The following is a 23,192-nucleotide window of genomic DNA, read 5'->3' as shown; positions in this document are numbered from 1 at the left end:
GGATTGATTTGGATCAGGGCAGCGGTACGATCTGTAACAATCTGTCAATAACCTGATCGACCGTCAACCCTTCAGCTTCAGCCTCAAAAGATAAGATAATACGGTGGCGCAATACATCATGTATCACGGCATGGATGTCTTCTGGCAATAAATGATCACGACCCTGTAAAAAGGCGTGCGCTCTGGCACAACGGTCCAAAGCAATGGTGGCCCTGGGAGAGCCGCCAAACTCAATCTGGCTGCCCAGTTGTTCATCGTACTTTTCGGCGTTGCGAGTAGCCAGCACGAGTTCTACCAGGTACTGCTCCAGATTTTCCGCGACGAACAGTTCGAGGATGTGCCTTTGGGCGGCAAAGATTTGTTCCTGTGACAACAGTTCAACCGGTTGATTGTGTGTTCCGAATTCAGCCAGGTCTTTCTGTTGGGCCAGTTTGAGGATGTCCAATTCAGTGTCAGCCTCAGGGTAGCCTATGGTGACATGCATCAAAAACCGATCCAGTTGCGCCTCGGGCAATGGGTAGGTGCCTTCCTGCTCAATGGGGTTTTGGGTGGCCATAACCAGAAATAACTGCGGCAAATCATAAGTGGTTTTACCCACAGTGATTTGCTGTTCTCCCATGGCTTCAAGCAAAGCAGATTGTACTTTGGCAGGTGCCCGATTCACCTCGTCAGCCAACACCAGGTTATGAAACAAAGGACCTTTCTGGAATTCAAAAGTGGCTGATTCAGCATGATAGACATCGGTTCCAGTCAAGTCGGCTGGTAGCAGATCTGGGGTAAACTGAATGCGGTGAAAATTACCTTCAATACATTCAGAAAGCACCTTGATGGCGGTGGTTTTAGCCAGCCCGGGTGCGCCTTCAACCAGTAAGTGGCCGTGTGACAACAGCGCCATCAATAAGCGGTCAACCAGTTTTTGCTGACCTAAAATCTGAGTACCTATCACTTCCCGGATGTTGCTGAATGCGCGGGTCAATTCTGCCGTGTTTTGTTCCATAGTAATTCTGGTTTTGTTGGTGGTTTTCAATGCCCGGTGAACCTTGTGGTTTATGCATTGTTCAATATCGGGCCATGGGTGCCGAATGTTAATTTAGTTCCTGAACCATTCTTTTCAAGGGTCCAGGCTGAACCGGTGATTATACAAGATCGCCGGACCTATGAATGTGTCAAAAGTAAGCTTCATCTGAAGACAGCCACTTTCAGACCAGTCCAAACCCAATAGGTTCCTGAAAAAATCCGGTACTGTTGGGTGTGATTCCTTGTCTTATGTTGATCACAGCTCACACGTATCATGATAAAATGAGCGGCTTTAAAACAAAGACGGTTGAGGCAGCTCAATGGTCGCCAAATCAGATGTACAGTTTAACCAGTGAACCGTTTAAATTAGACCGGGATGTAGAAGCCATCGCCGTACCAACCGGAGAGACCATCGAGTTGCCGGCAGGTGTGGTGGGTTACATCACCCAGGCATTGGGAGGCAGTTTCACCATTTTTGTGGACGGCAGTATGTTCATGATTCTGGGACACAATGCCGATGCCCTTGGCCGCGAGCCTTTGCCCGCACCGGTGTTACCGGAGAATGCCACTCAGGATGATGTTGAGCAAGCCGTATGGGATCAGTTGCGAACCGTTTATGATCCGGAAATTCCGGTGAGTATTGTTGAATTAGGCCTGGTGTATGAGTGTGACGTCAAAGCGCTCGATGAAGGTGGATATGAAGTGGACATAGACATGACGCTCACCGCCCCGGGTTGTGGCATGGGCGATGTACTGGTTTCTGATGCCGCCGCCAAAATTAAACTCATTCCGGAAATCAAACAGGTGCATTGCGACATTGTTTTCGATCCGCCCTGGGATCAGTCCATGATGTCAGAAGCCGCCAAACTCGAAACCGGCATGCTCTGAGGAATCAGCATGGCAACCACACGGGTACCGATCCTCACCTACCATGGCAACAACATCAATGGTCTGGAGTACACCAACAATGATTTGGTGGCTTTTCAGGCAGATTTGCAGCTGATTGATGCCATTGGCTGGCGGATTATCACCATGGATCAATTGTTGGCCTGGTATGCCGGCCAGTTGCCCGATGAGGCGGTTAAGCAGGCTGTGGTGTTGACCTGTGATGATGGAACCTGGTTTGATTATCATGACCTTGACCACCCCAGTTATGGACCACAAAAGAGCCTGTTTACCCTCCTTAAAAACCATCAGCTAACAACTGGCAAGCAGGTTCACATGACCAACTTTGTGATCGTTTCACCAGAAGCCAGGAAGCGATTGGATCAGTTGTGTCTGGTGGGCCGGGGTTGGTGGGGAGATGACTGGTGGCAGTCAGCGCAACAATCCGGATTGATGTCAATCGCCAACCACAGCTGGGACCACAACCACGGGGTGTTGGATAATAACAACCACAGCGATGACTCTTTTGCTGACATTGCGGATGAAGCCAGTTGTGATCAGCAGATTAAACAGGCCCAGCTTTATCTTCAGGAAAAAATGGGTATCGGATTCAATTGCCCTTATTTTGCCTATCCTTATGGAAATTACAGCGATTACTTACACCAGAAATACCTGCCACAAAAAGCCAGAGAATTGGGTTTGATGGCCGCTTTCACCACTCGGAAGGACCTGGTCAGCCGTGACACAGACCGGTGGGCCATGCCTCGCCTGGTGTGCAATTACCATTGGAACTCAACGACACAACTGGCAGATTTGCTGCAGGGCAAATGAACTCAATCACATGCCACGGTTTTTTTCAGCCGGGATTGTGCTTAAAATCATTCACAGGTAAGATCATTGGGTAACATGTCAGAAATAAAAAACATCACCAAAATCCTCAACTCACATGCCTTGCAGAAGGGTGCAGCGGTGGATTGCCTGTTCACAGCGCTCTATCCTGAAGTGAAGAAAATTGCCAACGCTCAATTGCGTAAAATGGGTCAGCAACAAGACATGTCACCGACCATGCTGGTCAATGAGTGTTTCATTAAACTGAAAAAAAATGACGAATTGAACCTACAGAACCGCAAACACTTTTACAGCCTGATCGCCCGTTGTATGCGTTTTTATCTGGTTGATCTGATTCGTCAGCAGAACACCCTGAAAAACAGTGGGGTGCATACCGTACTGACCGCCGATGGGGTGGCTGACACCGATCAGTTGCAGGTTGATGTGTTGACTTTGCATCAGGCTTTGGCGCACCTTGAATCAATCGACACTGATCTGGCATCGGTGGTTGAGCTGAAGTTTTTTGGTGGATTTTCTTTTGAAGAGATGGCTGACATCCGATCAGTCAGCAAAAGCCAGGTGTATCAACAGTGGCAGATGGCCCGGTCCGTGTTGCTCAACCTCATTGAAGATGCGAAGGATCAGTAAGTCGTCGGTTTGATTCACGGCCACTGATGATCACTCTGAATGACCAGAGGTGAGTCACTGTCAGGTAAATTGCAAATCCGATAGATCCGCCGTTCTTTTATCTTAATTCTTGTAAAGTGATGAATCATCACGGCAAAAGATCTGTGAAGAAATTCACCATACAAATCATCGGATTGATGGTTTTGGTTGTTGGGTTGTATGCATTGACCCGGTACTGGTGACCGGGCCATTGGTTCTACATGGTTACCAACTCTTCGGCAGAAGTGGGGTGAATCCCGATGGTTTTGTTCAACTGGGTTTTGCTTAATCCTTGTTTTAAGGCCACTGCAAAACCCTGAATCATTTCTCCGGCATCAGCGCCCACCACATGAATACCCAATACCTGATCGGTCTGCTGATTGACCACCAGTTTCATGAAGGTTTTCTCATGAACATCACTCATGGCATATTTCATGGCTCTGAAAGTGCTGGTGAAACATTCTATGTGGGCATGGTTTGATCGGGCTTCGGCTTCAGTTAGTCCACAGGTACCAATCTCAGGTTGGGAGAATACCGTGGTGGGAATGAAATCATACTCAGGATATTCTTTACCATCATTGAACAACCGATTAACCAGCAAGTGCCCTTCTTTGATGGCCACGGGTGTCAGGTTGTCATTGTTGCACACGTCACCAACGGCATAAATATGTGGCGTTGATGATGCTTGATCATGATTAACCAAAACCTGACCATTGGCCTGACAATCAACGCCAGCAGCTTGAAGGTTCAGGCCGGCGGTATTGGCTTGTCTGCCTGTGGCAAACAGCACAACGTCTGATTCAATGCCAGTCTCACCGGCATGACAGATCAGGCCTCTTGCGGTTTTTTCTACAGCATCAATTTCTGTGTTGGTGATCACCCGGATACCTGCTTCTGTAAAGGCTTGCTGTGCGAAAGCGGCCACTTCATCGTCAAACCCCCGCAGTAATTGCTGACCTCTGTAGACCAGATTGACCTCCACACCCAAGGCATTGAATATGCCAGCAAACTCGACTGCAATATAGCCACCTCCGTTGATGGTGATTGTTTCAGGCAGTTTTGCCAGGTTGAGTGCTTCGTTAGAGGTGATGACTTGATCACGGCCAGGAATGTTGGGAACCGCCGGAATGCCACCCGTGGCGATCAGGATGTGACGTGCGGTGTGGTGATCACCATCAACAGCCACGGTGTGTGGATCCACGAAAGCCCCAAATCCCTGCAACAGTTCAACCCCAGCGTTATCCAATAAGTTCAGATAAATGCCATTGAGACGGTCAATTTCCTGGTCTTTGTTGCTGATCAAGGAGGACCAATCAAACTGGCTTTGGATGTTCCAGCCATATGCCTTGGCTGTGGAGAACATTTTTTTGTATTGAGCGGCATAAACCAGCAGTTTTTTGGGTACACAACCCCTGATTACACACGTTCCGCCCACCTGGTCAGCTTCACAGATGGCCACTTTCTGGCCATACCCCGCAGCTATTCTGGCCGCCCTGACACCGCCGGAACCGGCTCCAATGACCAATAAATCATAATCGTATTTCATGCTGTCTCCTGTTTGATGACCTGTGTACAGACCAGTTTGTGCTCAAAGGCTTTCAAAAAGGTCCGAATTGGTGTGCCTGTTGAATGATGTTGTGTTGTTGTTGCTGATCCAGCGGTTTTTTCCAGTACACAATCAGGTGTTGATATTGGGTCTGCTCGAAGCCCACAGCCAGGTCTATTTTATAAGCCCCTTTATGCCCCACATAGCCAAACACCGCATCACAATCATTGAGTTGTTTGACGGCTTCGGACAACATGGTGAAAGCCACCCCACCCTGAATATTCAGCTGATCACGCCAGGGTTTGGGTAGTTGTTTGAGGCCACGTAGATTGACGCACATACCGCCACCAAGGTACATGTTCTGCTCTTTGGTGAAATGAACATAGCCCAGCGTCAGTAAACGGCCAGTCGGGTCAGCAGCCAACAGCACAAAATGCTTGGGAAAATCAGGAATCTCAGCGTGAAACGACCTTTTGAACAAAGTGCCTGCCATGGGGCTGGCATCAGCGACTTCGACCAGGTCTATACGAATATCTTCGGAGTTGGTAAACATGGATTGTGTTAGAAAAAAGTTAAAAAACAGGTTGAGGTATTATGCCTTTTTCAGTATATAATGAAAAGCACAAGGACGGTTGTGACTTGCATTCGCAGGGTGAGAAAATAAAAAAGAGGAGACCCGCAGTTTTTTGTTTGTCACAGCCCATGACATTGAGCTTCGAGTGATTGAAGCGATCGTCATCATAATTATAATAAAAAAGCATGGTGCGCCTTGGTTTCACAAGGCTGCATTCCCTCATGACAATCAGGTCAGATTCTAAAAGAGGGTGGAGTTACAGAAATCAGAGAGTTAAAAAGCGTTAGGGGAGGAATTTCTGTAACTCCAAAGCTTGCCACATTTTACGTCTTTGTCAGATGAATCAATGTGTGATGCAATAACTATACTACTAAGTCTTACGTACGTCAATTACTAAATAAATAATCTTCAGTGCGTATTGATATATTAACCAGGCCAGACAGGGTAAGAATGTGCCATAAGTCCCTTTGTAAGCCGGGTATTCATATGAACAGACCTCTGGTTAACGAAATCCTTACAAAAAAAGTCAACAGGCCGCTCAGTCGTTGTATTGGATGCAGACATTTTTGGCTTCGGTAAAAAACCGCATGGCCTCCAATCCGCCTTCCCGACCAGAGCCTGAAGCTTTCATTCCTCCAAACGGAGTTCGTAAATCCCGCAGCAACCAACAATTGATCCACACAATACCGGTGTTGATTTGCTGAGCGAGGCGGTGACAGCGGTTGATGTCACGACTCCACAGACTGCAGGCCAGTCCATAGTCGGAATCATTGGCCATCAGCAAGGCTTCATCATCGTTGTCAAAGGCCTGAACTGTACATACCGGCCCAAATATTTCCTCCTGGTTGGTACGGCATTGGTTACTCAGTCCGGCGATGATGGTGGGAGCCACGAAATAGCCATCGGCACAACGACCTTCCAGTCTGATTTGTTTTCCACCGGTCAACACGGTTCCGCCTTCCTGCCTGGCCAGATCGATGTAACCCAGCACTTTTCTCATGTGGTCTTCTGAGACCAGAGCGCCAAATTGAGTTTGTGGGTCCAGTGGATCGCCGATTTTCAGTTGTTTGACCTGTTCGGTCAGGGCGTCTACAAAACGGTCGTAGATTGAACGTTCAATGTATATGCGTGATCCACACAGGCAAATTTGCCCCTGGTTGGCAAAAGCAGACCTGGCCACTTGTTCTACTGTACGGTCAAAGTCACAGTCGGCAAACACCAGTGTTGGATTTTTGCCGCCCAGTTCAAGAGACAGTTTTTTGTGCTGATGGGCCGTGGCTTGTTTGATCAGGGTGCCGGTGGCTGAGCCGCCGGTGAAACTGATCGCCTTGATGGCAGGGTGAGTGGTCAGGGGACCGCCGATGGCCGGCCCGGACCCATGTAAGATGTTCAGTACCCCCGCTGGCAAGCCAGCTTCGATACACAACCTGGAAAATAACCAGGCAGTCATGGGGGTGATTTCTGAAGGTTTTGCGATTACGGTGTTACCCATGGCCAGTGCCGGGGCTATTTTCCAAGTGAACAGGTACAACGGCAGGTTCCAGGGAGAAATACAAGCCACCACGCCCAACGGGTCACGTAAGGTGAAGTTGATGGCACGGTTTTCCATACCATGTGATTCACTGCTGAATTGGGTCAGGCCCTGGGCAAAAAATCGGATGTTGGCGGCTGCTCGGTAAATATCCACATTTCGTGCCAGGGTGACCGGCTTGCCGTTGTCTCTGGCTTCGGCCTCTGCTAACTGGTCATGGTTGGCTTCAATTAAATCGGCCAGGCGGATCAGGCACTGGCTTTTGTGTTCACCAGGCATTTGGGCCCAGCCAGGAAAAGCCGCCTGAGCAGCGTCTATGGCTGTTTGTAAGTCAGCTGCTCCTGATTCAGGGGTGCGGGCATAGACCTGTCCGGTGGCAGGCTCATAAGTATCCAGGTACTCACCATCTGCCGGTGGGAGCAATTCACCATTGATGTAATTGTGTATGACAATCAGAGACATGCTGTGCGGCCGCCATCAACCGGTATGTTGGTGCCATTTACATATGCTGCAGCTGGTGATGCCAGAAAACCGACCACATTGGCAAATTCTTCAGGCGTTCCAAAGCGGCGCATGGGTATGATTGATTTCTCATGCTCAATGACTGCCTCTACAGGAGTCCCGGTTTTTTTCGCCTTGTTGTCAAAAATCGTTGATAAGCGATTGGTTTCTGTGGCACCAGGCAATACATTGTTGACCGTGATGTTGTATTGTCCCAGCTCATTGGCCAGTGTTTTGGCCCAACTGGCGACCGCACCACGAATGGTATTGGAAACGCCCAGATTGGGTAATGGTTGTTTGACTGACGTTGAGATGACATTGATGATGCGCCCGTAAGCGGCCCGTTGCATCGCCGGAATCACAGCCTGAGCCAGAACCTGGTTGCAGATCAGGTGTTGATTGAAAGCAGCCTGAAAGCCTTCCGGTTCAGCGTCTTTGGCCAGCCCCGGCGGCGGTCCGCCGGTGTTGTTCACCAGGATGTTGACTTCAGGGTATATTTTGAGGTGTTGTTCAACTGCTGATTTCAGCCCATCAGGTGCGGAAAAATCAGCCACAATGACCCGATGATTTTGCGCCGCCTGCACAGACAGGGTAGCAACCAATTCATTGAGTTTTGCCGCATTGCGGGCAAGCAGCACCACCTCGGCGCCTTGTTCTGCCAATTGTCTGGCAATCGCCAGACCCATACCCTGGGTTGATCCACAGACCCAGGCAGTTTTACCGGTGAGATCCAGTTGCATTAGTTTGCCTCCTTGATGGCTTTGATTAATAATTGCCGGGCCAGAACTGCTTCTTCATGGGTGGGAAACTTAAACTTCAAAAGATCACCAACCAGGCGGACATTGAACTGTTTGCCTTCTTCGTGATCGGCGGTGAAAACGGCGCTGACAAAAACCACTTTATCAAGTACCAGAGTGTAGCCTTTTAAATCATATATTTTCATGCAGTTTAATGACCCGGAAAGAGTGATTATCTTACAGGTAATAAGGGTCATCAGTCACCTGCAGTCAGTAAATCAGACAAAAAAAACGCCAGGTCGGGCCTGGCGTAAATCATTTAGAGAGACATGAAATGTAGGTTTAAGACTGGGTGGCTTCTCCGTTGGCTTTCTCTTTGTCATCGTCATAATCCCATGACTTAAAGGGAAACGGTTTTTGTTCTGTCTGAAAGGCCACATAGTGAATGATGTCGGACAAATAGCTGCCCAACTCACCATTGAAGGCTTTGAGGTTTTTGTTGAGGTTGCCGGTGATCAGCAGGAAGCCAAATTGCACCAGTACGACCACACAAAATACCCACAATGAAACCCAGCCGATCAAAGCAAAAAGAATGGTGACCAAAATTCTGGTCAGCACATCATTGGTGATCCTGGAGGATTTCTCTTTGTTCTGGGTTGTTTGTTCGCCGGTGGTGTTTTCTTCAACTTCACCTGCTATGACCGGATCTTTGTTGTCTTGTTCTGACATGGTTAGTTTCCTCAGTGATTTCGCTTATTAATTACTATAAACAAGACCAGCGAAAATCAACAGTGCCAGAGGTAACGGCGCGGTCAGCTCAGCGGGCTTGTTTCTTCAAACTGGCCAACATTGAGCCGCTGACTATAAAGGCCATGCCAATGTAGCCCAACCAATGAATGTTTTCACTGCTGAGTAAATGAGGGAACAACCAGGCAAACAGGTTGATGAACAGCAGGGTGGTGACTGGTGTCAGTGCCAGAACCATACCAACCCGTGATGCATTCCAATGATTCATGGCTTCGGCGAAAGCCCCGTAAGCCACCACGGTGTTGATGCAGGCATAGGCGATGGCAACCCATTGAGTAGAACTGATGGCCTCATGTTGACCAAAATCAGCAAAAAACAACAAACTCAGTGATGCAAAACAATATATGAACAACAGAATCGCCTGAGATGACAGCACCGTGGCCAGCTTTTTCTGGATCAGGGCATAAATGGCCCAGGTCAGGGCTGCAGTGAACATGACCCAGATGCCCAGGGTGTAATCACTGGCGATGATTTGTTGAATCTGGTCACGAAAGAACAGCCCCAGGCCAATGATGATTGAAATCACCCCCAATTGCTGTTGCCGGGTGAACGTCTCTTTGAAGAGCACAACACCTCCCAGGGTCATCAGCAAGGGAGCGAGCTGGATGAAAACCTGCGCATTGGCCGGAGAGGTCAGTTCCAGGCCAATCAGATAGAACACATAGTTGCCGATCAGCATGAGAGCTGCCAGGGAGAGCCATAGCCATTGCTGTAAGGTCAGGTTCTGATACGCCCTCAATTTGTCCCTGGTATACAGAATCAGTAAGGTAACCAAAGCAGCGACCAGAAAACGAAACCAGGTCAGGGTCATGGCATCAGTGGCCTGAAGGCCGATTTTCAATGAAATCGGTAAAGTGCTCCAGAACAACACTGTGATCAGTGACAGTATCAGGCCTTTTTTCCAGTTTTCATGGGTCATATTCGTATACCTGCATTGCAATGGGTTTCAAAAGGCGTATTAGACTTGATTTTCTGTTGGGTTGAAATGCTTGTGTGAGAAAATTTTATTATATACACAGGCCCATGCTGCGCAGCCCGGATTGATTCAGCTTTTATTCAGTGATCGGGCTGTAGTATAGTGATTCAGTGAATCAAAGCCCAATATCATGAAAAAACTGTTGCCATTTATCACCCTGTTCCTCACTTCGTGTGCGGTCCATCAACACCGCTATGATGCCGAACAGGACGTTTATTACCAAAGCGATTATTATGCCTATGATGGTTACGATCCATACTATGGATACGGGTCAGCAGAATACAGTTCAGCTGGTGATGGGGTGTATTACAGTAATTACAATTATTACCCCGACCGCTGGGGGGTGACATACAGCAATGTTTATTACAGCCCTTACAGGTATCCGAGGGTTGGGTTTTATTACTCATCCGGAGGTCACTGCGGACATTCATACTGGGACAATTGGTGTGGCTACAGTTACCGGCCTTCTGCTTACTATGCGACCTCCTGGTGGCCGTCATGGGGTTTTGGCCTGAGTTATTACAGTTACTATGATAACTACTGGTGGTACAACCACTGGAGAAACCGTAACTACGTGCATTACCGTGCTGACAGGCATGGCTATAACAATGCCCGAAATGAGGTTTTGCGGTTACAGCGAAACAACCGATATGACCGCTACAACAAGCGATCCCAGAGTGAGGGCAGTTATCGCAGAAATAACAACCGGGGTATGGTTGACCGCAGCAGAAACTCAGGTAACCGGGGTGTACAAAGAAGCCGGTCAGTCAACCGGGGGGTGCAAAGCAGCCGCTCGGCTAACCGTGATCGTTCGACCAACAACAGACAACGCCAACAGGAGGCTTCACTCCGGCAAGGGGAACGCAGTCTGCGATACCAACGTGAACCAACTGTGGTCAGACGACCCAATGCGACCCGCTCAACGGCACAAAATCAAATCATGCAGCGCCAATCTACCCAGCGTCAAAACAGTGTACAGCAATCGGTCAGAAATCAGTACAATCAGACAGCCCGGAATAACCGCACTCAGACCAGTTCAAACCGCAGTTCAGACCGGCCAGCCAGAGCAGCCGTTCGGGGTCAGGCCCGGGTTAAGCCGATGGCCAGCCAATCACCGGTATACCAACCCAATACCCGTGCCCGTTCATCACAGAACCAGTTGCAAAACAGCAGACAAACTTCGCCCTCGGTGCAACGCAGTCCCACGGTTCAACGCAGTCAGGCCCGGCCAAATCGGTCAGCAACGGCCAGAACCCAGCCCGCCCGCTCTGTCAGCACGGTTAAGACTGTCAAACCGGCGAAATCTCGTTCCAGTAAACCAGCCGTGAACAATGACCGTAATGAACGAACATCAAGACCGGCGAACAGAACAGTCAAACAGGGTAAAAGAGAACGCCAAAGATAGCTTTAACGAGTTGGCTGTACCGCAAAATGCCCGGCCAGTCCGGGCATTTTGAGTGGTGAGGCCGACAAAAAGACCCCTTTGATGTAGAATGTCAGCGTTTTTAACAACCGGGACACCATCAAATCATGAAAAACATACTCACTTTTTGTGGCTTATTCATGTTGACTGCTTGTCAGCAAAATACCACCAAACCCACTTCGCAAGGACCCACTGCGGCTGATGCCAAAGCCTTTCTGGATAAAGTTGAACAGACTTACCTCAAAGAAGGTGAATATGCGGCGCGGATTGCCTGGGTGCAGGCTAACTTCATCACCGACGACACCGTCTGGCTTGGAGCCAAGAGCATTGAAAAAATGGGCGCCTTATCAGTTAAGTTTGCCAACGAAGCCAAACAGTTTGATCAGTTGTCATTGTCAGATGACATGCGCCGTCGGCTTAACATCATCAAAGGTGGCCTGACTCTGGCGGCACCTGATGATGTTGAAAAAAATGCTGAGCTGGCTCAAATCCAGGCCAAACTGGAAGCCATGTATGGAGCCGGAAAATATTGTGTGGATGGTGCCTGTCAGTCTCTGGGGCAACTGTCCAGAACCATTGCTGAATCACGTGATCATGAACAATTGCTGGAAGCCTGGCAGGGCTGGCGAACCGTTTCGCCACAAATGAGGGATCAGTATCAACGCATGGTTGAATTGGCCAACGAAGGCGCCCGTGAACTGGGTTTTGCCGATACCGGTGCCATGTGGCGTGCTGGCTATGACATGCCAGCCAGTGAATTTCCTGTAGAGTTGGATCGTTTGTGGACGCAAGTCAAACCACTGTATGATTCTTTACAATGTCATGTCAGAACCAAACTCTCAGAGCATTATGGTGAAGAAATCATGGGTGATGATGGCATGATCCCAGCGCATCTGTTGGGCAACATGTGGGCTCAGGACTGGACAGCGGTCTATGACCTGGTCAAACCTGAAAGTGCCGGTTCCACCATTGATGTGACAGCCCTGTTGGCAAAACACGATTACGATGCACAAAAGATGGTCAAAACCGCAGAAGGTTTTTTCACCTCATTGGGTCTGGATCCATTGCCGGAGACTTTTTGGCAGCGTTCTTTGTTTACCAAGCCAGAAGACCGTGATGTCGTCTGTCACGCCAGTGCATGGAACATTGACAATGAAGAAGACATCCGCATCAAGATGTGTATCAAGGAAGATTATGAAGATTTTGTTACCATCCATCATGAACTGGGGCATAACTTTTATCAACGGGCTTACAAAGACAAAAGTATCCTTTATCGCAATGGTGCCAATGATGGTTTCCATGAGGCCATAGGTGACACGGTGGCCTTGTCAATCACCCCGAAGTACCTGAAGGACATTGGTTTGATTGATGCCATTCCTGCATCATCAAACGATTTGGGCATGCTGATGCAAAAAGCCCTGGAAAAAATCGCATTTGTGCCCTTTGGTCTGATGATTGACCAATGGCGTTGGAAAGTCTTTAATGGTGAGATTTCACCGGCTGAATACAATGCTGGCTGGTGGCAGTTACGCAATCAGTACCAGGGTGTGAAAGCACCGGTTGAACGGACCGAAGCGGATTTTGATCCAGGTGCCAAATACCACATTCCGGGTAACACACCTTACACCCGGTATTTCCTGGCTCACATCCTGCAGTTTCAGTTTCACCGTGAATTGTGTGAGGCCGCTGGCTTTGAAGGTGACCTGCACCGGTGTTCCATTTACAACAATCAGGCAGCCGGTGAAAAGCTGATCAAAGTACTGGAAATGGGCGCCGAAAAACCCTGGCAGGATGCCATGGAAGTGATCGCCAATTCTCGTGATATGGATGCCACTGCAGTACTGGATTACTTTGCTCCACTGAAGACCTGGTTGGATGAGCAAAACCAGGGACGGGCGTGTGGCTGGTAATCGAGCTGCAATGACGTTTATGAAAAGCCGGTTCTGAGAACTGGCTTTTTTTATGGGGAAATATTCAACAATTGTGAAATCACCGGCCGTTTGCTGGTGCTTTACTCTGGTGCTTGGTATGCTCAGGAGTTCTTTAACAACACAGGAGTACATCATGAGTGTAGCCAAAGTCACAGAAATCATTGCAGGATCCAAAAAGAGTTTTGAAAAAGCCATTGAAAACGGTGTCAGCCGGGCGTCGAAAACCCTGAACAACGTCACTGGTGCCTGGGTGGAAAGCCAGAAAGTAGTGGTTGAAAATGGTGAAATCACCGAATATCGAGTGGTGATGAAAGTCACATTTGTACTCGAAGGCTGAGTCAATCAGGCCTGACAAGAAGTTGGTTTTTGCAGACTTAATGCCGAACAGCCGGCATAGACTGCACAACGAGCCTTGTTTCATGTCAGGCTGTTTTATCCAGCGGGAATTGAATTTTTCTGCTGCTCACATGTCTCATTCAACATGCGTTATTTGATGTTATGGGTCATTTCAGTTTGTGGGGTATCACCGGTTTACAGTCAATCTTTGGTATCAGCTGCCAAAGAACGGTTGAATCATGTGGTCATTTATGATGGTTCTTACCAGCAACTTGACTATCCGATGGGAGATGTGGCTGACAGCAGGGGGGTATGTACTGATGTCATCATCAGGGCCTACCGACAGCTGGGCATAGACCTGCAACAGCGGGTTCATGAGGACATGCAGCAACATTTCTCCAGTTACCCGGATCATTGGGGTTTGAGTCAGCCAGACAGCAACATTGATCACCGCCGGGTACCCAATTTGGAAGTGTTTTTTGCCCGGTTTGGTCAGACACTACCGGTCACCCAGTCTGCCGGTGATTATCAGCCTGGCGATCTGGTGACCTGGCGACTCAGTGGCTCGGGAAGGCCGCATATTGGAGTGGTCAGTGATCTGATTTCAACATCTGGTAATCCGCTGATTATCCACAACATTGGCTGGGGGCCACAACAGAATGACATGTTGTTTGATCACCCCATCAGCGGCCATTACCGTTATCATCAGGCCATTCAGCATTAAACCTGAGGTCAACCTTCATTTTTTAGGGGTCTTTGTTTTTCTCTGAACATCCTTCACAGTGCCATCATATTTCTGCTTAATTAAGTTGAATACTGCGGTCGGCGTTATTTATAATCAAACGGTGTGTTAACATAAATTTAATATTGCAATAGTCTACTAACTGTGGTGTACTAAATATGGCGTAGATTGTTAAAGCCATCTACTTTATGCATATACACTTTAAAAATTATAATCAAAAGAGGTGTTAGTTTGAAAAACGACAATGAAAAAAACTGGAAACCAAATCCGCTGAGTAAGGCGGTTGCGTTGGCACTGGCGGTGACTTCCGTTAATGTACAGGCGCAGGAAGGTTCCGACGATGATGAAGATGTGGTGGACAGCGGCAAAATCGTTGTGACCGGCACCCGGATTCGGCGGGATGAAATGAACGACACGGTGCCACTTGAAGTGATCGTTGCTGATGATGCCATCGATCGGGGTCTGACCACGGTCGGACAACTGCTTCAGGAAAGCACCCTGGCATCGGGATCAGCTCAAATCAACTCGGCCATTTCCACGGCTTTTGTGACCAATGGTGGTCAGGGTGCAGAAACGCTGTCTTTGCGTGGCCTGGGTGCCAACAGAACCCTGGTGCTGCTCAATGGCAGACGGGCCGGCCCGGCCGGTACCCGTGGTGGCGTATCTTCTTTTGACTTCAATACCATTCCGCTGTCTGGTGTCGAACGGGTTGAAATCCTCAAAGACGGTGCGTCGTCTTTATACGGTTCTGACGCGGTCGCCGGGGTGGTTAATATCATCACCAAAGAAGGTGATGGCGGAACCATTGAAGGGTTTACTTCACAACCTGCTGATTCAGGAGGCGAGCGTTCAAGAATCAGTGCCACCTGGGGAAAAACTTATTCCAAAGGCAGTGTGCGAATCACCGCCGATTACGACAAGCAATCTGAATTGGCACGGGGTGACCGGGATTTCTATGCCTGTGGTGAGCGATATTACTTTGAGGCTGACTCTAATAACCGCAACACTTTGATTGATCCAAGAACGGGTCAACCGCATTGTAATGATCTTCCCTGGGGCCATGTCTGGCTGTATGATTATGGCGGCGGGAACTTCACTGGCAACCTGGCACAGTTTGACTACGACAATGATCTTGGTCAGTACATTGACCCGATTGGCCCGGCGGTGGATCCGGCAGACATCTCCGCACCACCTGGCTGGTTCCTGGTTAATGGGGGTTCACCGGTTTTGAATGCTGATCATCCATTCGAAGATTTGCAAAGTTTTGTACCGGAATCCAGTCGAGCCACCATTCTGGCCACTGGTAACTATGAATTCAGCGACCGCGTTGAAGGCTATGCTGAAGTACTGGTTAACCGACGCAAAACCACCACCAATGGCTACCGTCAATTCTGGACCTATATTTACAACGAAAATTTCAATTTTGTCGACGGTGTCACCCCTGGTGGCGGCAGTTCGTTATCCGCTGGCTGGACCGGTGCACAGTGGTTGAGCCCAACGGCCATCACTGATCACAACGGCAGTCAGATAGATGTGGATTACACCCGGTTTGTGGCTGGTTTAAAAGGCACCTTTGGTGAAGCAGATCGTTGGTATTGGGATGTGTCGTTACAACATTCTGAAAGTGATGGTGACTATGCGGTTGACATCATTTATAACGACGCGATTCAGGACCAGTGGTTTGCCTATGGTTCCTGTGCAGGTCAGACCACATCGGTAAACGGTGTTCCGTGTCAGGATGTTCCCTGGCTGGATCCGCAATTCCTGGCGGGTAACATTTCACAGGCTGACAGGGAATACCTGTTTGGTGTGGATGTGGGTAACACCCAGTTTGAACAAACCACCATAGAAGGTGTGATTACCGGTGATTTGTTTGAAGTTCCCGGTGGTTGGTCAGCCGGTGCATTTGGCTTCCAGTATCAGAAAGATTCGATTTTGGATACCCCGGGTCCTCAAACCTTGGCTGCCAACAGTTGGGGCTTGTCATCCGCAGGTATCACCAAAGGTGCAATCGAGTCCTATGCTGTGTTTGGTGAGATTGATATGCCACTGTTGGCAGACCTGCCAGCAGTTGAAGAGTTGAACCTGACTTTATCAGCTCGCTATACTGATGTACCTGATGCGGGCTCAGACACCACTTACAAAGCTGGATTGGCTTGGAAAATTGGTGGTGGCTTTACCGTTCGGGGTTCGTTCGGTACTTCATTCAGAGCTCCTGCTTTGTTTGAACTGTTTTTGGCAGATCAGACCGCATTTCCCGGACAACGTGCGGTTGATCCATGTATCCGCATTGAAGACAACCTTGAAGATGGAAACATCAGTCAGCTCCAGTATGACAACTGTATTGCAGATGGCTTTGCCACTGACTACGCGGGTGGGGCGATTTCAGCCACATCAATCACTGGTGGTGGATTTGGTATTCTCGAGTCGGAAACCTCAGAGTCCAATGTCTGGGGTGTTGTATGGCGTCCGGAAAACATTGATTTGAGTATTTCGTTCGATTATTTTGATTACAAGATCGAAGATGAGGTCACTCAGCTGGGAGCGGCAACCATTGTTCGTGGGTGTTATAACTCCACCGCTTTCCCAGTTGATCCATTGTGTGCACAGTTTGACCGTGATCCACTTGACGGTCGGATCACAAACATTCGCGACAGTTTCATCAACATCGCCACTCAGGACAATTCAGGTTATGACTTAAGGATTGATTATTCGAGAGAAGTCCCTTGGGGAACCTTGAATATTTCGACTGAACACACCTATCAGAAAGAATCATCACGGGTGTTGCTTGAAGGATCACCTGCGGTTGATTTTAATGGTACGGTAGGTGAGCCTAAACACACCGGTAATTTGCTGGTTAAATTTGATCGCAATGATTGGTATGTGTCGTGGTTTACCCGGTTCGTAGGTCGTGGAGACAACAGCACGTTAGCCGGCGTTTCTGAAGAGCTGACTTTCAACGGTATTCCAAGTCGACGAATTGTTCGGGCTCCAGGGATTGCTTATCACACCCTTTCCTATGGTTATAGACATGCGGAAAGTGGTTGGTCTGGTGTCATTGGTGTCAGAAACCTGACCGACAAAGAGCCACCGAGACTCTCCAGAGGTGGTGGAACCCGGGCGGGTAATTCAGCGTTCTACAGTCAATATGACTCATATGGCAGAACTTATTTCGTAAACCTGAAATACGACTTTTGATCAGTTTCAGAATGGTGAAAAAAAGCCGGCGAAAGCCGGCTTTTTTATTTCCACAGCATCGAACAAGTTAGGTACAATCAGAATAACCCGTAAAACAAGACACCATGCCCAGAATCATCGCCAAAGCCGATAACCTCAATGAAATCAATCAACAATTCACACAACAACCGCTGAAGCAGCCGGTTTTTCTCAACTCGGTCCCCAAATGTGGGACCCACTTGATTCGTAACATCTTCCGCATGTTTGTTCCTGTACAGCAACAGTATCATGAGATGTTTATTCAGATACCGGTGTTGCATCAACACCTCAGGGCATTCGACAAAAAGCAGCCCAAGCTCAGTTGGGGCCACCTGTTGTTTTCAGATGAATCAGCATATGCCATGCATCAGGTAAAACAAATCGTCGTGGTTCGTGATCCCTACGATTGGGTGTTGGCACGGGCACGGTTTTTTCTTTCCGATTCATTTGAAGGTGACCTGGGTCATTTAAAAGGGCCGGAGTTCAGCGTTGAGCAAATCCTCAACATGATGATTTTTGGCATCTACCAGAAAGCCCCGACCATGGCAGAAATTTTCACCCACAACGCCGTGGCCTGGTTGGGTACCGGAGCACGATTGGTAAAATTTGAAGACCTGGTTCATCACGTCAAAAACCTGGATCAACCAGCTGCAAAAAGGTTCTTTTCTGAGATACTGACAGATGCGGGCATTGCTGAATTACCGGATGATTGGCAACAGCGAATTGCGGCTGGTGCTGACCGCAAACAAAGTGGCACAGCCAGAGAAAACCTGTATGGTAAACCCGTCGAGTTGCCCAAAGAATTGCCGGACGTCCAAAAGCAATTGGTGGATTATGCCGTACCTGGACTGCGTAAATTGCTGGGATATGTTTGAATCATGGAACAAGCAGTGAGAACAATATTGATTGTTGGTGGCGGTTCAGCCGGTTGGATGGCTGCTGCTTATCTTCATCAGGCATTGAATGTTCCAGGATTACCACCGAGGGCAGCTATCACCGTGGTTGAATCTCCGGATATCCCGCGCATCTCTGTGGGTGAGGCGACCATCCCTTCAATGCGCCATTTGCTGTCAGTAATTGGTGTTGATGAACTGGATTTTATGCGGGCCACCGATGCCACTTTCAAACAATCGATTAAATATGTGAACTGGGAGCACCTGGATAACAGTTATTATCACCATCCCTTTGGACGAACACGACGTCAGCCGTTGGATTTTGCCGGCGTGCAGTGGCTGTCCAGTGACCGCAAAATTCCATTCATGGAAACGTGTTCAGAACAACCAGTGATTTGTGAAATGGGGAAAGCGCCATTGATGATGGGGCCCTGGGACATGGGCGCGCCTTTGACATACGCCTATCACATGAATGCTCAGAAATTTGCCGATTACCTGCGGGATTTCATCGTCCCCAAAGGGGTCAGGCACATCTATGCCAATGTCACAGACATCAGCCAACGAGACAATGGTTGGATAGCAGCAGTAAACACCGATCAACAACAGCAGCTGACGGCTGATTTATACATCGATTGCACTGGTTTTCGGGCCAAGTTGATTGAGCAGACCATGGGTGTGGGTTTTGAAGACTGTTCTCAGTGGTTATTGTGTGACCGCGCGGTGGCCATGCATGCCCCCTATAAGCATCACTACCCCGGGATGGTCAGGCCATATACCACCGCAACGGCCCTTTCCAATGGCTGGGTATGGGACATTCCCATGCAATCACAGCGTTCCATGGGCTATGTGCATTCAAGTGACTTCATCAGTGAAGCGGATGCCATCAAAGAATTACAGGCTTATCAGGGCCCAGGCTGCGAAGAGCTTCCGGTGCGGACCGTGCATTTTAAAGTGGGTCGACGGCAGGCCAACTGGCAAGGTAACTGTGTGGCCATTGGCTTGTCAGGTGGTTTCATCGAACCACTGGAATCGACCGGACTTTACCTCAGCGACTTGGGTGCGGTGATGCTGGCCGAATACTTCCCCAACCACGATGACCACATGGAAGCCATGGCATTCAGATACAACCGCATTTTGAGCAACCGTTTCTATGAGGTGCTGGATTTCATCAACATGCACTATTGTCTGAGCAAACGCACCGACACGGCCTTCTGGCGGGAAGTACAGAAGCCTGAGCGAATCAATGACCGCTTACAGGCAAAGTTGGCCTATTGGGCCAAAAAGCCACCGAGCATGTCTGATTTTGAAGATCAATTGCTGCCCGGACAGGCGCTGCAATCCATGGCTGATAACCCCTTTATGCAAGACCAGAGGGTACCGGTGGATACCGCAGCTTTGTGGAATCATGAAAGTTATGAATGCATCTTGTATGGCATGCATTTTGACAGTGAAGGGTATCGCCAAAGATTCGGTCAGAATCGTCCACCCTTACAGGTACACCCCTACATCCTCCAGCGCCTGCAACAGGCCCATGGCAAATTACCATTACATCACCAATGGCTACAACATCATGTGGGTATGGGACAGTACACAACGGCGGCACAACCCAAAGGGTGGTTGGCGTGAAACGGTTGGTGATAGTTGGTGGAGGATCTTCTGGCTGGACTGCCGCGGCCTACCTCAATGGCGCCCTGAACGACAAAGGCAACAACCCCAGGGTAGAGATATCCCTGATTGAATCGCCAGACATCCCTCGCATTTCGGTGGGTGAGGCTACGGTGCTGTCCATCCGCCATACCCTGGCGGTGATCGGCATTGATGAAATGGAATTGTTAAAAGCCACTGATGGGTCATTTAAACAAGCGATTAAGTACGCCAATTGGGTGAAAAATGACAACTCCCACTACTACCACCCGTTCAATCGCCTCGCACCCAAACCAATGGATCACCTGGCCCAGCAATGGCTGGCCAGTGACCGCAGTATTTCTTTTGTTGACAGCTGTTCTGCACAGGCGAAAATTTGCGAATTGGGCCTGGCTCCCAAATCGCTGGATGGTGGCCTCACCCCAGGAGGTCAGTTCAGCGCAGCTTTTCACATGAATGCGCAAAAATTCGCCGACTACCTGCGTGACTTTTCTGTGGCCCGTGGCGTTCAACACATTCAGGCCAATGTGGAAGGTGTCATCATGCAGGACAATGGCCACATCAATGCCGTTCAAACAGATCGTGCCGGCGATAGAGAAGCAGACCTGTTCATTGATTGTACCGGCTTCAGAGCCATGCTGATTGAACAGCAAATGGGCGTGGGCTGGGAAGATTTTTCTCAGTACCTGTTGTGCAACCGGGCGATCGCCATGCATGTGCCCTATGATCGGTTTTATCCAGGTATGGTTCGGCCTTATACCACCGCCACCGCCTTGTCCAACGGCTGGGTGTGGGACATCCCAATGTTGCATCAGCGGTCCATTGGTTATGTGCATGCCAGTGATTACATTACTGAAGAACAGGCAGAGCAGGAATTGCGCGCTTATCAGGGGCCAGGCACAGATGATTTGCCAGCCAGAACCATTCATTTCAAAGTCGGTCGCCGCCACCAGCACTGGAAAGGCAACTGCATTGCCTTGGGTCTGGCTGGTGGTTTTATTGAACCGCTTGAATCCACTGGTCTGTACCTCAGCGATTTGGGTGCAGTGATGCTGGCAGAGCATTTTCCTTGGCATGAGGACCACATGGCAGACATGGCTTTTCGTTACAACCGGATCTTATCCAACCGGTACTATGAGGTGTTGGATTTTATCAATATGCACTATTGCCTGACTCAGCGCAATGACACCGCTTTTTGGAGGGAGGTGCAAAAAGACCAACGGATCAATCCCAGATTGAAAGCCAAGCTGGATTTCTGGACCATGAAACCACCCAGCGCCTCAGACTTTGAAGATCAGTTGATGCCGGGCTTCTCACAGGCTCATTTTCCAGCCGGTAAAACCGGCGGAGACACCCGGCCAGCGGTGGATGATGCCGGTATCTGGAATCATCATAATTACATGTTTGTGATGTATTCTATGGGTTTTGAAAACAGATCAAAGGTGTTTCGTTATAACAACCCGACAGCAGCTACTTTGCATCCGGTGGTCCGGCAACGCCTGCAGATGGCGCAAAACCGTTTTCCAAGTCATGCAGATTGGCTGAAAGCCAAGTTGGACATGCCTGATTATCCGCCTGCTCAACCGCCTGCTGGTTGGACCTGATCATCGGTCAGCTAATTTTTCAATGCCTTTGAGGTAAGATTTGACTGCATTGATGTTGGTGGTGTTCTGGTATTTACTGATCAATGACTGCAGGAGCTTTTTAGATTGCTCCTGACGCTTGTTCTGGTAATAAATTTTGGCCACCAGAAAAAAATGATCCACGATGGCCTGATGTTCCATCGGATACCTGTGATCAAAACCCCGGCATAATTTCAGGGTTTCATTGAATCGGTTATTTTCAAAAGCAAAGCGAATCAGTGCATTGATTGGCTCGGGATCAAGGGGTTTGATGTGGTGCCCGTCATCTATGTATGACAATGCCAACTCCAGTGCCGCCTTCATTTGACGGTTGTCAACCATCTGACTGAGCCGTTCTTCCGGCCGCAGACGTTGTTGTTTGGTCAACGCCTGCTGAGCCTGTGCCAGGTAATTGTGCAGGTCTTTGCGCGATCCTTCGGTTTCCAGTTCTTCAACGATGGCGATTACTTCTGGGTATTTTTTATGTTTCAACAGCTCTTTGATGCGATCCTTGATGGGATCGATGTGGCCGCTGGTATCAGGTTTAACATGGATGGTGTCAATGGTCTCCTGACCCAACTCATCGGCATGCCGGTACATCACATAGCCGATGACCAAAAATGAAAAAATAAGTAAAAAGTACAGCAGCCAGGCCAGTAACACATCTCCCACCAGGCCTGGTAAGGCACCTCCCAGATAGTAGCGAATCAACAAATTGAGAGCAGAACAACCCACAAAAAATAGCAACAACGCGACATATTCTGCACCAATGCGAGTCATGACTAAAAACAGGTTAGCCGGATTGAATGATGCCAAGACACTTTGGGTTTGACTGAGGACCATTAAATAGGCCGGGGTGACCAGCACCGAACAGATCAACAGTGACAAACCAATGGGTGGATCATAACGATACACGAACAGATAGATTAAAATCTGTAACACGCCCATGGCAACGGCCTTGAAACCAATTTTATCGTCGATGTCGAAGGTTTGTTTGTCCTGATAACTCAGGTGGCCGGAGGCCACCGTATGTAACACTTCGAAGGCCAGTTTGTATGATGTCAGAAACAACAAGGCACTGATGATCAGGTTGATGATTAAGGAGGGTATGATCAATAAAATGTTGGCCAGCGCCAGCAAAGTGATTTGAAAATACAGCTGGTCTTTCTGCATGTAGCGAAAGAAATAACCCATGTTTTTCCAAAAAGGAGGCAACTCGTCGCTCATCAGCAATCCTTGAGTAAAACACCGATTCTACCCGATCTAACAATTCGTTTCAAAAACCCTGATGGACAATAAAAGGCCGCATAAAAGGGA

The 23,192-nt window shown here is 48.8% G+C and carries 20 protein-coding genes; 11 read left to right on the top strand and 9 right to left on the bottom strand.

Going from position 1 to position 23,192, the window contains the following annotated elements; translation table 11 throughout:
- Positions 1–13: 13 nt before the first annotated feature.
- Positions 14–997, bottom strand: a complete 984-nt coding sequence (locus B0475_RS09900) for an AAA family ATPase (protein ID WP_077411660.1) — start codon at positions 995–997, stop codon at positions 14–16.
- A 356-nt stretch (positions 998–1,353) separates the two neighbouring features.
- Between B0475_RS09900 and sufT the strand changes: the two genes are divergently transcribed.
- From sufT to B0475_RS09885, 3 genes are all read left to right on the top strand, one after another.
- Complete coding sequence (gene sufT / locus B0475_RS09895) at positions 1,354–1,905, top strand: putative Fe-S cluster assembly protein SufT (protein ID WP_077411820.1); 552 nt, start codon at positions 1,354–1,356, stop codon at positions 1,903–1,905.
- A gap of 9 nt (positions 1,906–1,914) precedes the next feature.
- Positions 1,915–2,733 carry a polysaccharide deacetylase family protein gene (locus B0475_RS09890; RefSeq protein WP_077411659.1) on the top strand — a complete coding sequence of 273 codons (819 nt, stop codon included), beginning with the start codon at positions 1,915–1,917 and terminating at the stop codon, positions 2,731–2,733.
- A gap of 75 nt (positions 2,734–2,808) precedes the next feature.
- Positions 2,809–3,378, top strand: coding sequence for an ECF-type sigma factor (locus B0475_RS09885; protein WP_077411658.1), 570 nt, complete (start codon positions 2,809–2,811; stop codon positions 3,376–3,378).
- Positions 3,379–3,613: 235 nt separating this feature from the next.
- On the opposite strand, the gene gorA is transcribed toward B0475_RS09885, so the two are convergent.
- The 7 genes from gorA to B0475_RS09850 form a co-directional block, all read right to left on the bottom strand.
- On the bottom strand, positions 3,614–4,942 hold the full coding sequence (gene gorA, locus B0475_RS09880) for a glutathione-disulfide reductase (protein ID WP_077411657.1): 1,329 nt from the start codon (positions 4,940–4,942) through the stop codon (positions 3,614–3,616).
- Positions 4,943–4,994: 52 nt separating this feature from the next.
- On the bottom strand, positions 4,995–5,495 hold the full coding sequence (locus B0475_RS09875; protein WP_077411656.1) for a hypothetical protein: 501 nt from the start codon (positions 5,493–5,495) through the stop codon (positions 4,995–4,997).
- A 559-nt stretch (positions 5,496–6,054) separates the two neighbouring features.
- On the bottom strand, positions 6,055–7,509 hold the full coding sequence (locus B0475_RS09870; RefSeq protein ID WP_077411655.1) for an aldehyde dehydrogenase: 1,455 nt from the start codon (positions 7,507–7,509) through the stop codon (positions 6,055–6,057).
- Positions 7,500–8,288, bottom strand: coding sequence for an SDR family oxidoreductase (locus tag B0475_RS09865; RefSeq protein ID WP_077411654.1), 789 nt, complete (start codon positions 8,286–8,288; stop codon positions 7,500–7,502). Before B0475_RS09865 ends, B0475_RS09870 begins: the two co-directional genes overlap by 10 nt.
- Positions 8,288–8,491 (bottom strand): hypothetical protein, encoded by a 204-nt coding sequence (locus B0475_RS09860; protein WP_077411653.1) that lies wholly within the window; start codon positions 8,489–8,491, stop codon positions 8,288–8,290. Before B0475_RS09860 ends, B0475_RS09865 begins: the two co-directional genes overlap by 1 nt.
- Before the next feature lie 136 nt (positions 8,492–8,627).
- Positions 8,628–9,014 (bottom strand): DUF4389 domain-containing protein, encoded by a 387-nt coding sequence (locus B0475_RS09855; RefSeq protein WP_077411652.1) that lies wholly within the window; start codon positions 9,012–9,014, stop codon positions 8,628–8,630.
- Between the two features lie 88 nt (positions 9,015–9,102).
- Positions 9,103–10,011: a DMT family transporter gene (locus B0475_RS09850; protein WP_077411651.1), complete on the bottom strand. Its 909-nt coding sequence runs from the start codon at positions 10,009–10,011 to the stop codon at positions 9,103–9,105.
- Between the two features lie 187 nt (positions 10,012–10,198).
- Between B0475_RS09850 and B0475_RS09845 the strand changes: the two genes are divergently transcribed.
- The 8 genes from B0475_RS09845 to B0475_RS09810 all read left to right on the top strand — a co-directional run bounded on the left by B0475_RS09845 (position 10,199) and on the right by B0475_RS09810 (position 21,857).
- The gene (locus tag B0475_RS09845) at positions 10,199–11,473 is read left to right on the top strand and encodes a hypothetical protein (RefSeq protein WP_077411650.1); all 1,275 of its coding nucleotides are present in this window, start codon (positions 10,199–10,201) and stop codon (positions 11,471–11,473) included.
- A gap of 125 nt (positions 11,474–11,598) precedes the next feature.
- Positions 11,599–13,401, top strand: a complete 1,803-nt coding sequence (locus B0475_RS09840) for a M2 family metallopeptidase (RefSeq protein ID WP_077411649.1) — start codon at positions 11,599–11,601, stop codon at positions 13,399–13,401.
- Positions 13,402–13,555: 154 nt separating this feature from the next.
- The gene (locus B0475_RS09835; protein WP_077411648.1) at positions 13,556–13,759 is read left to right on the top strand and encodes a dodecin family protein; all 204 of its coding nucleotides are present in this window, start codon (positions 13,556–13,558) and stop codon (positions 13,757–13,759) included.
- A 144-nt stretch (positions 13,760–13,903) separates the two neighbouring features.
- Entirely contained in the window at positions 13,904–14,482 is a 579-nt protein-coding gene (locus tag B0475_RS09830) for a DUF1287 domain-containing protein (RefSeq protein WP_077411647.1), read from the top strand.
- Positions 14,483–14,731: 249 nt separating this feature from the next.
- Entirely contained in the window at positions 14,732–17,698 is a 2,967-nt protein-coding gene (locus B0475_RS09825; protein ID WP_077411646.1) for a TonB-dependent receptor plug domain-containing protein, read from the top strand.
- 104 nt (positions 17,699–17,802) lie between these two features.
- Positions 17,803–18,591 carry a hypothetical protein gene (locus tag B0475_RS09820; protein WP_077411645.1) on the top strand — a complete coding sequence of 263 codons (789 nt, stop codon included), beginning with the start codon at positions 17,803–17,805 and terminating at the stop codon, positions 18,589–18,591.
- Between the two features lie 15 nt (positions 18,592–18,606).
- Positions 18,607–20,235, top strand: a complete 1,629-nt coding sequence (locus tag B0475_RS09815; RefSeq protein ID WP_232781868.1) for a tryptophan halogenase family protein — start codon at positions 18,607–18,609, stop codon at positions 20,233–20,235.
- On the top strand, positions 20,232–21,857 hold the full coding sequence (locus tag B0475_RS09810; RefSeq protein ID WP_232781867.1) for a tryptophan halogenase family protein: 1,626 nt from the start codon (positions 20,232–20,234) through the stop codon (positions 21,855–21,857). Before B0475_RS09815 ends, B0475_RS09810 begins: the two co-directional genes overlap by 4 nt.
- Here B0475_RS09810 and B0475_RS09805 read toward each other — a convergent pair whose 3' ends face one another.
- Positions 21,858–23,102 (bottom strand): hypothetical protein, encoded by a 1,245-nt coding sequence (locus B0475_RS09805; protein ID WP_077411642.1) that lies wholly within the window; start codon positions 23,100–23,102, stop codon positions 21,858–21,860. It lies immediately after the preceding gene.
- Positions 23,103–23,192: the final 90 nt, after the last annotated feature.

The sequence above is a fragment of the Marinicella sediminis genome, assembly GCF_002000055.1.
Taxonomy (GTDB): domain Bacteria; phylum Pseudomonadota; class Gammaproteobacteria; order Xanthomonadales; family Marinicellaceae; genus Marinicella; species Marinicella sediminis.
This window is presented reverse-complemented; position numbering and strand designations above follow the sequence as displayed.

Coding starts and splice junctions, on each gene's coding strand:
- B0475_RS09865 (WP_077411654.1), bottom strand. CDS start 8,288: ATGCAACTGGATCTCACCGGTAAAACTGCCTGGGTCTGTGGATCAACC.
- gorA (WP_077411657.1), bottom strand. CDS start 4,942: ATGAAATACGATTATGATTTATTGGTCATTGGAGCCGGTTCCGGCGGT.
- B0475_RS09860 (WP_077411653.1), bottom strand. CDS start 8,491: ATGAAAATATATGATTTAAAAGGCTACACTCTGGTACTTGATAAAGTG.
- B0475_RS09845 (WP_077411650.1), top strand. CDS start 10,199: ATGAAAAAACTGTTGCCATTTATCACCCTGTTCCTCACTTCGTGTGCG.
- B0475_RS09820 (WP_077411645.1), top strand. CDS start 17,803: ATGCCCAGAATCATCGCCAAAGCCGATAACCTCAATGAAATCAATCAA.
- B0475_RS09875 (WP_077411656.1), bottom strand. CDS start 5,495: ATGTTTACCAACTCCGAAGATATTCGTATAGACCTGGTCGAAGTCGCT.
- B0475_RS09855 (WP_077411652.1), bottom strand. CDS start 9,014: ATGTCAGAACAAGACAACAAAGATCCGGTCATAGCAGGTGAAGTTGAA.
- B0475_RS09840 (WP_077411649.1), top strand. CDS start 11,599: ATGAAAAACATACTCACTTTTTGTGGCTTATTCATGTTGACTGCTTGT.
- B0475_RS09830 (WP_077411647.1), top strand. CDS start 13,904: ATGCGTTATTTGATGTTATGGGTCATTTCAGTTTGTGGGGTATCACCG.
- sufT (WP_077411820.1), top strand. CDS start 1,354: ATGTACAGTTTAACCAGTGAACCGTTTAAATTAGACCGGGATGTAGAA.
- B0475_RS09885 (WP_077411658.1), top strand. CDS start 2,809: ATGTCAGAAATAAAAAACATCACCAAAATCCTCAACTCACATGCCTTG.
- B0475_RS09900 (WP_077411660.1), bottom strand. CDS start 997: ATGGAACAAAACACGGCAGAATTGACCCGCGCATTCAGCAACATCCGG.
- B0475_RS09835 (WP_077411648.1), top strand. CDS start 13,556: ATGAGTGTAGCCAAAGTCACAGAAATCATTGCAGGATCCAAAAAGAGT.
- B0475_RS09805 (WP_077411642.1), bottom strand. CDS start 23,102: ATGAGCGACGAGTTGCCTCCTTTTTGGAAAAACATGGGTTATTTCTTT.
- B0475_RS09850 (WP_077411651.1), bottom strand. CDS start 10,011: ATGACCCATGAAAACTGGAAAAAAGGCCTGATACTGTCACTGATCACA.
- B0475_RS09890 (WP_077411659.1), top strand. CDS start 1,915: ATGGCAACCACACGGGTACCGATCCTCACCTACCATGGCAACAACATC.
- B0475_RS09870 (WP_077411655.1), bottom strand. CDS start 7,509: ATGTCTCTGATTGTCATACACAATTACATCAATGGTGAATTGCTCCCA.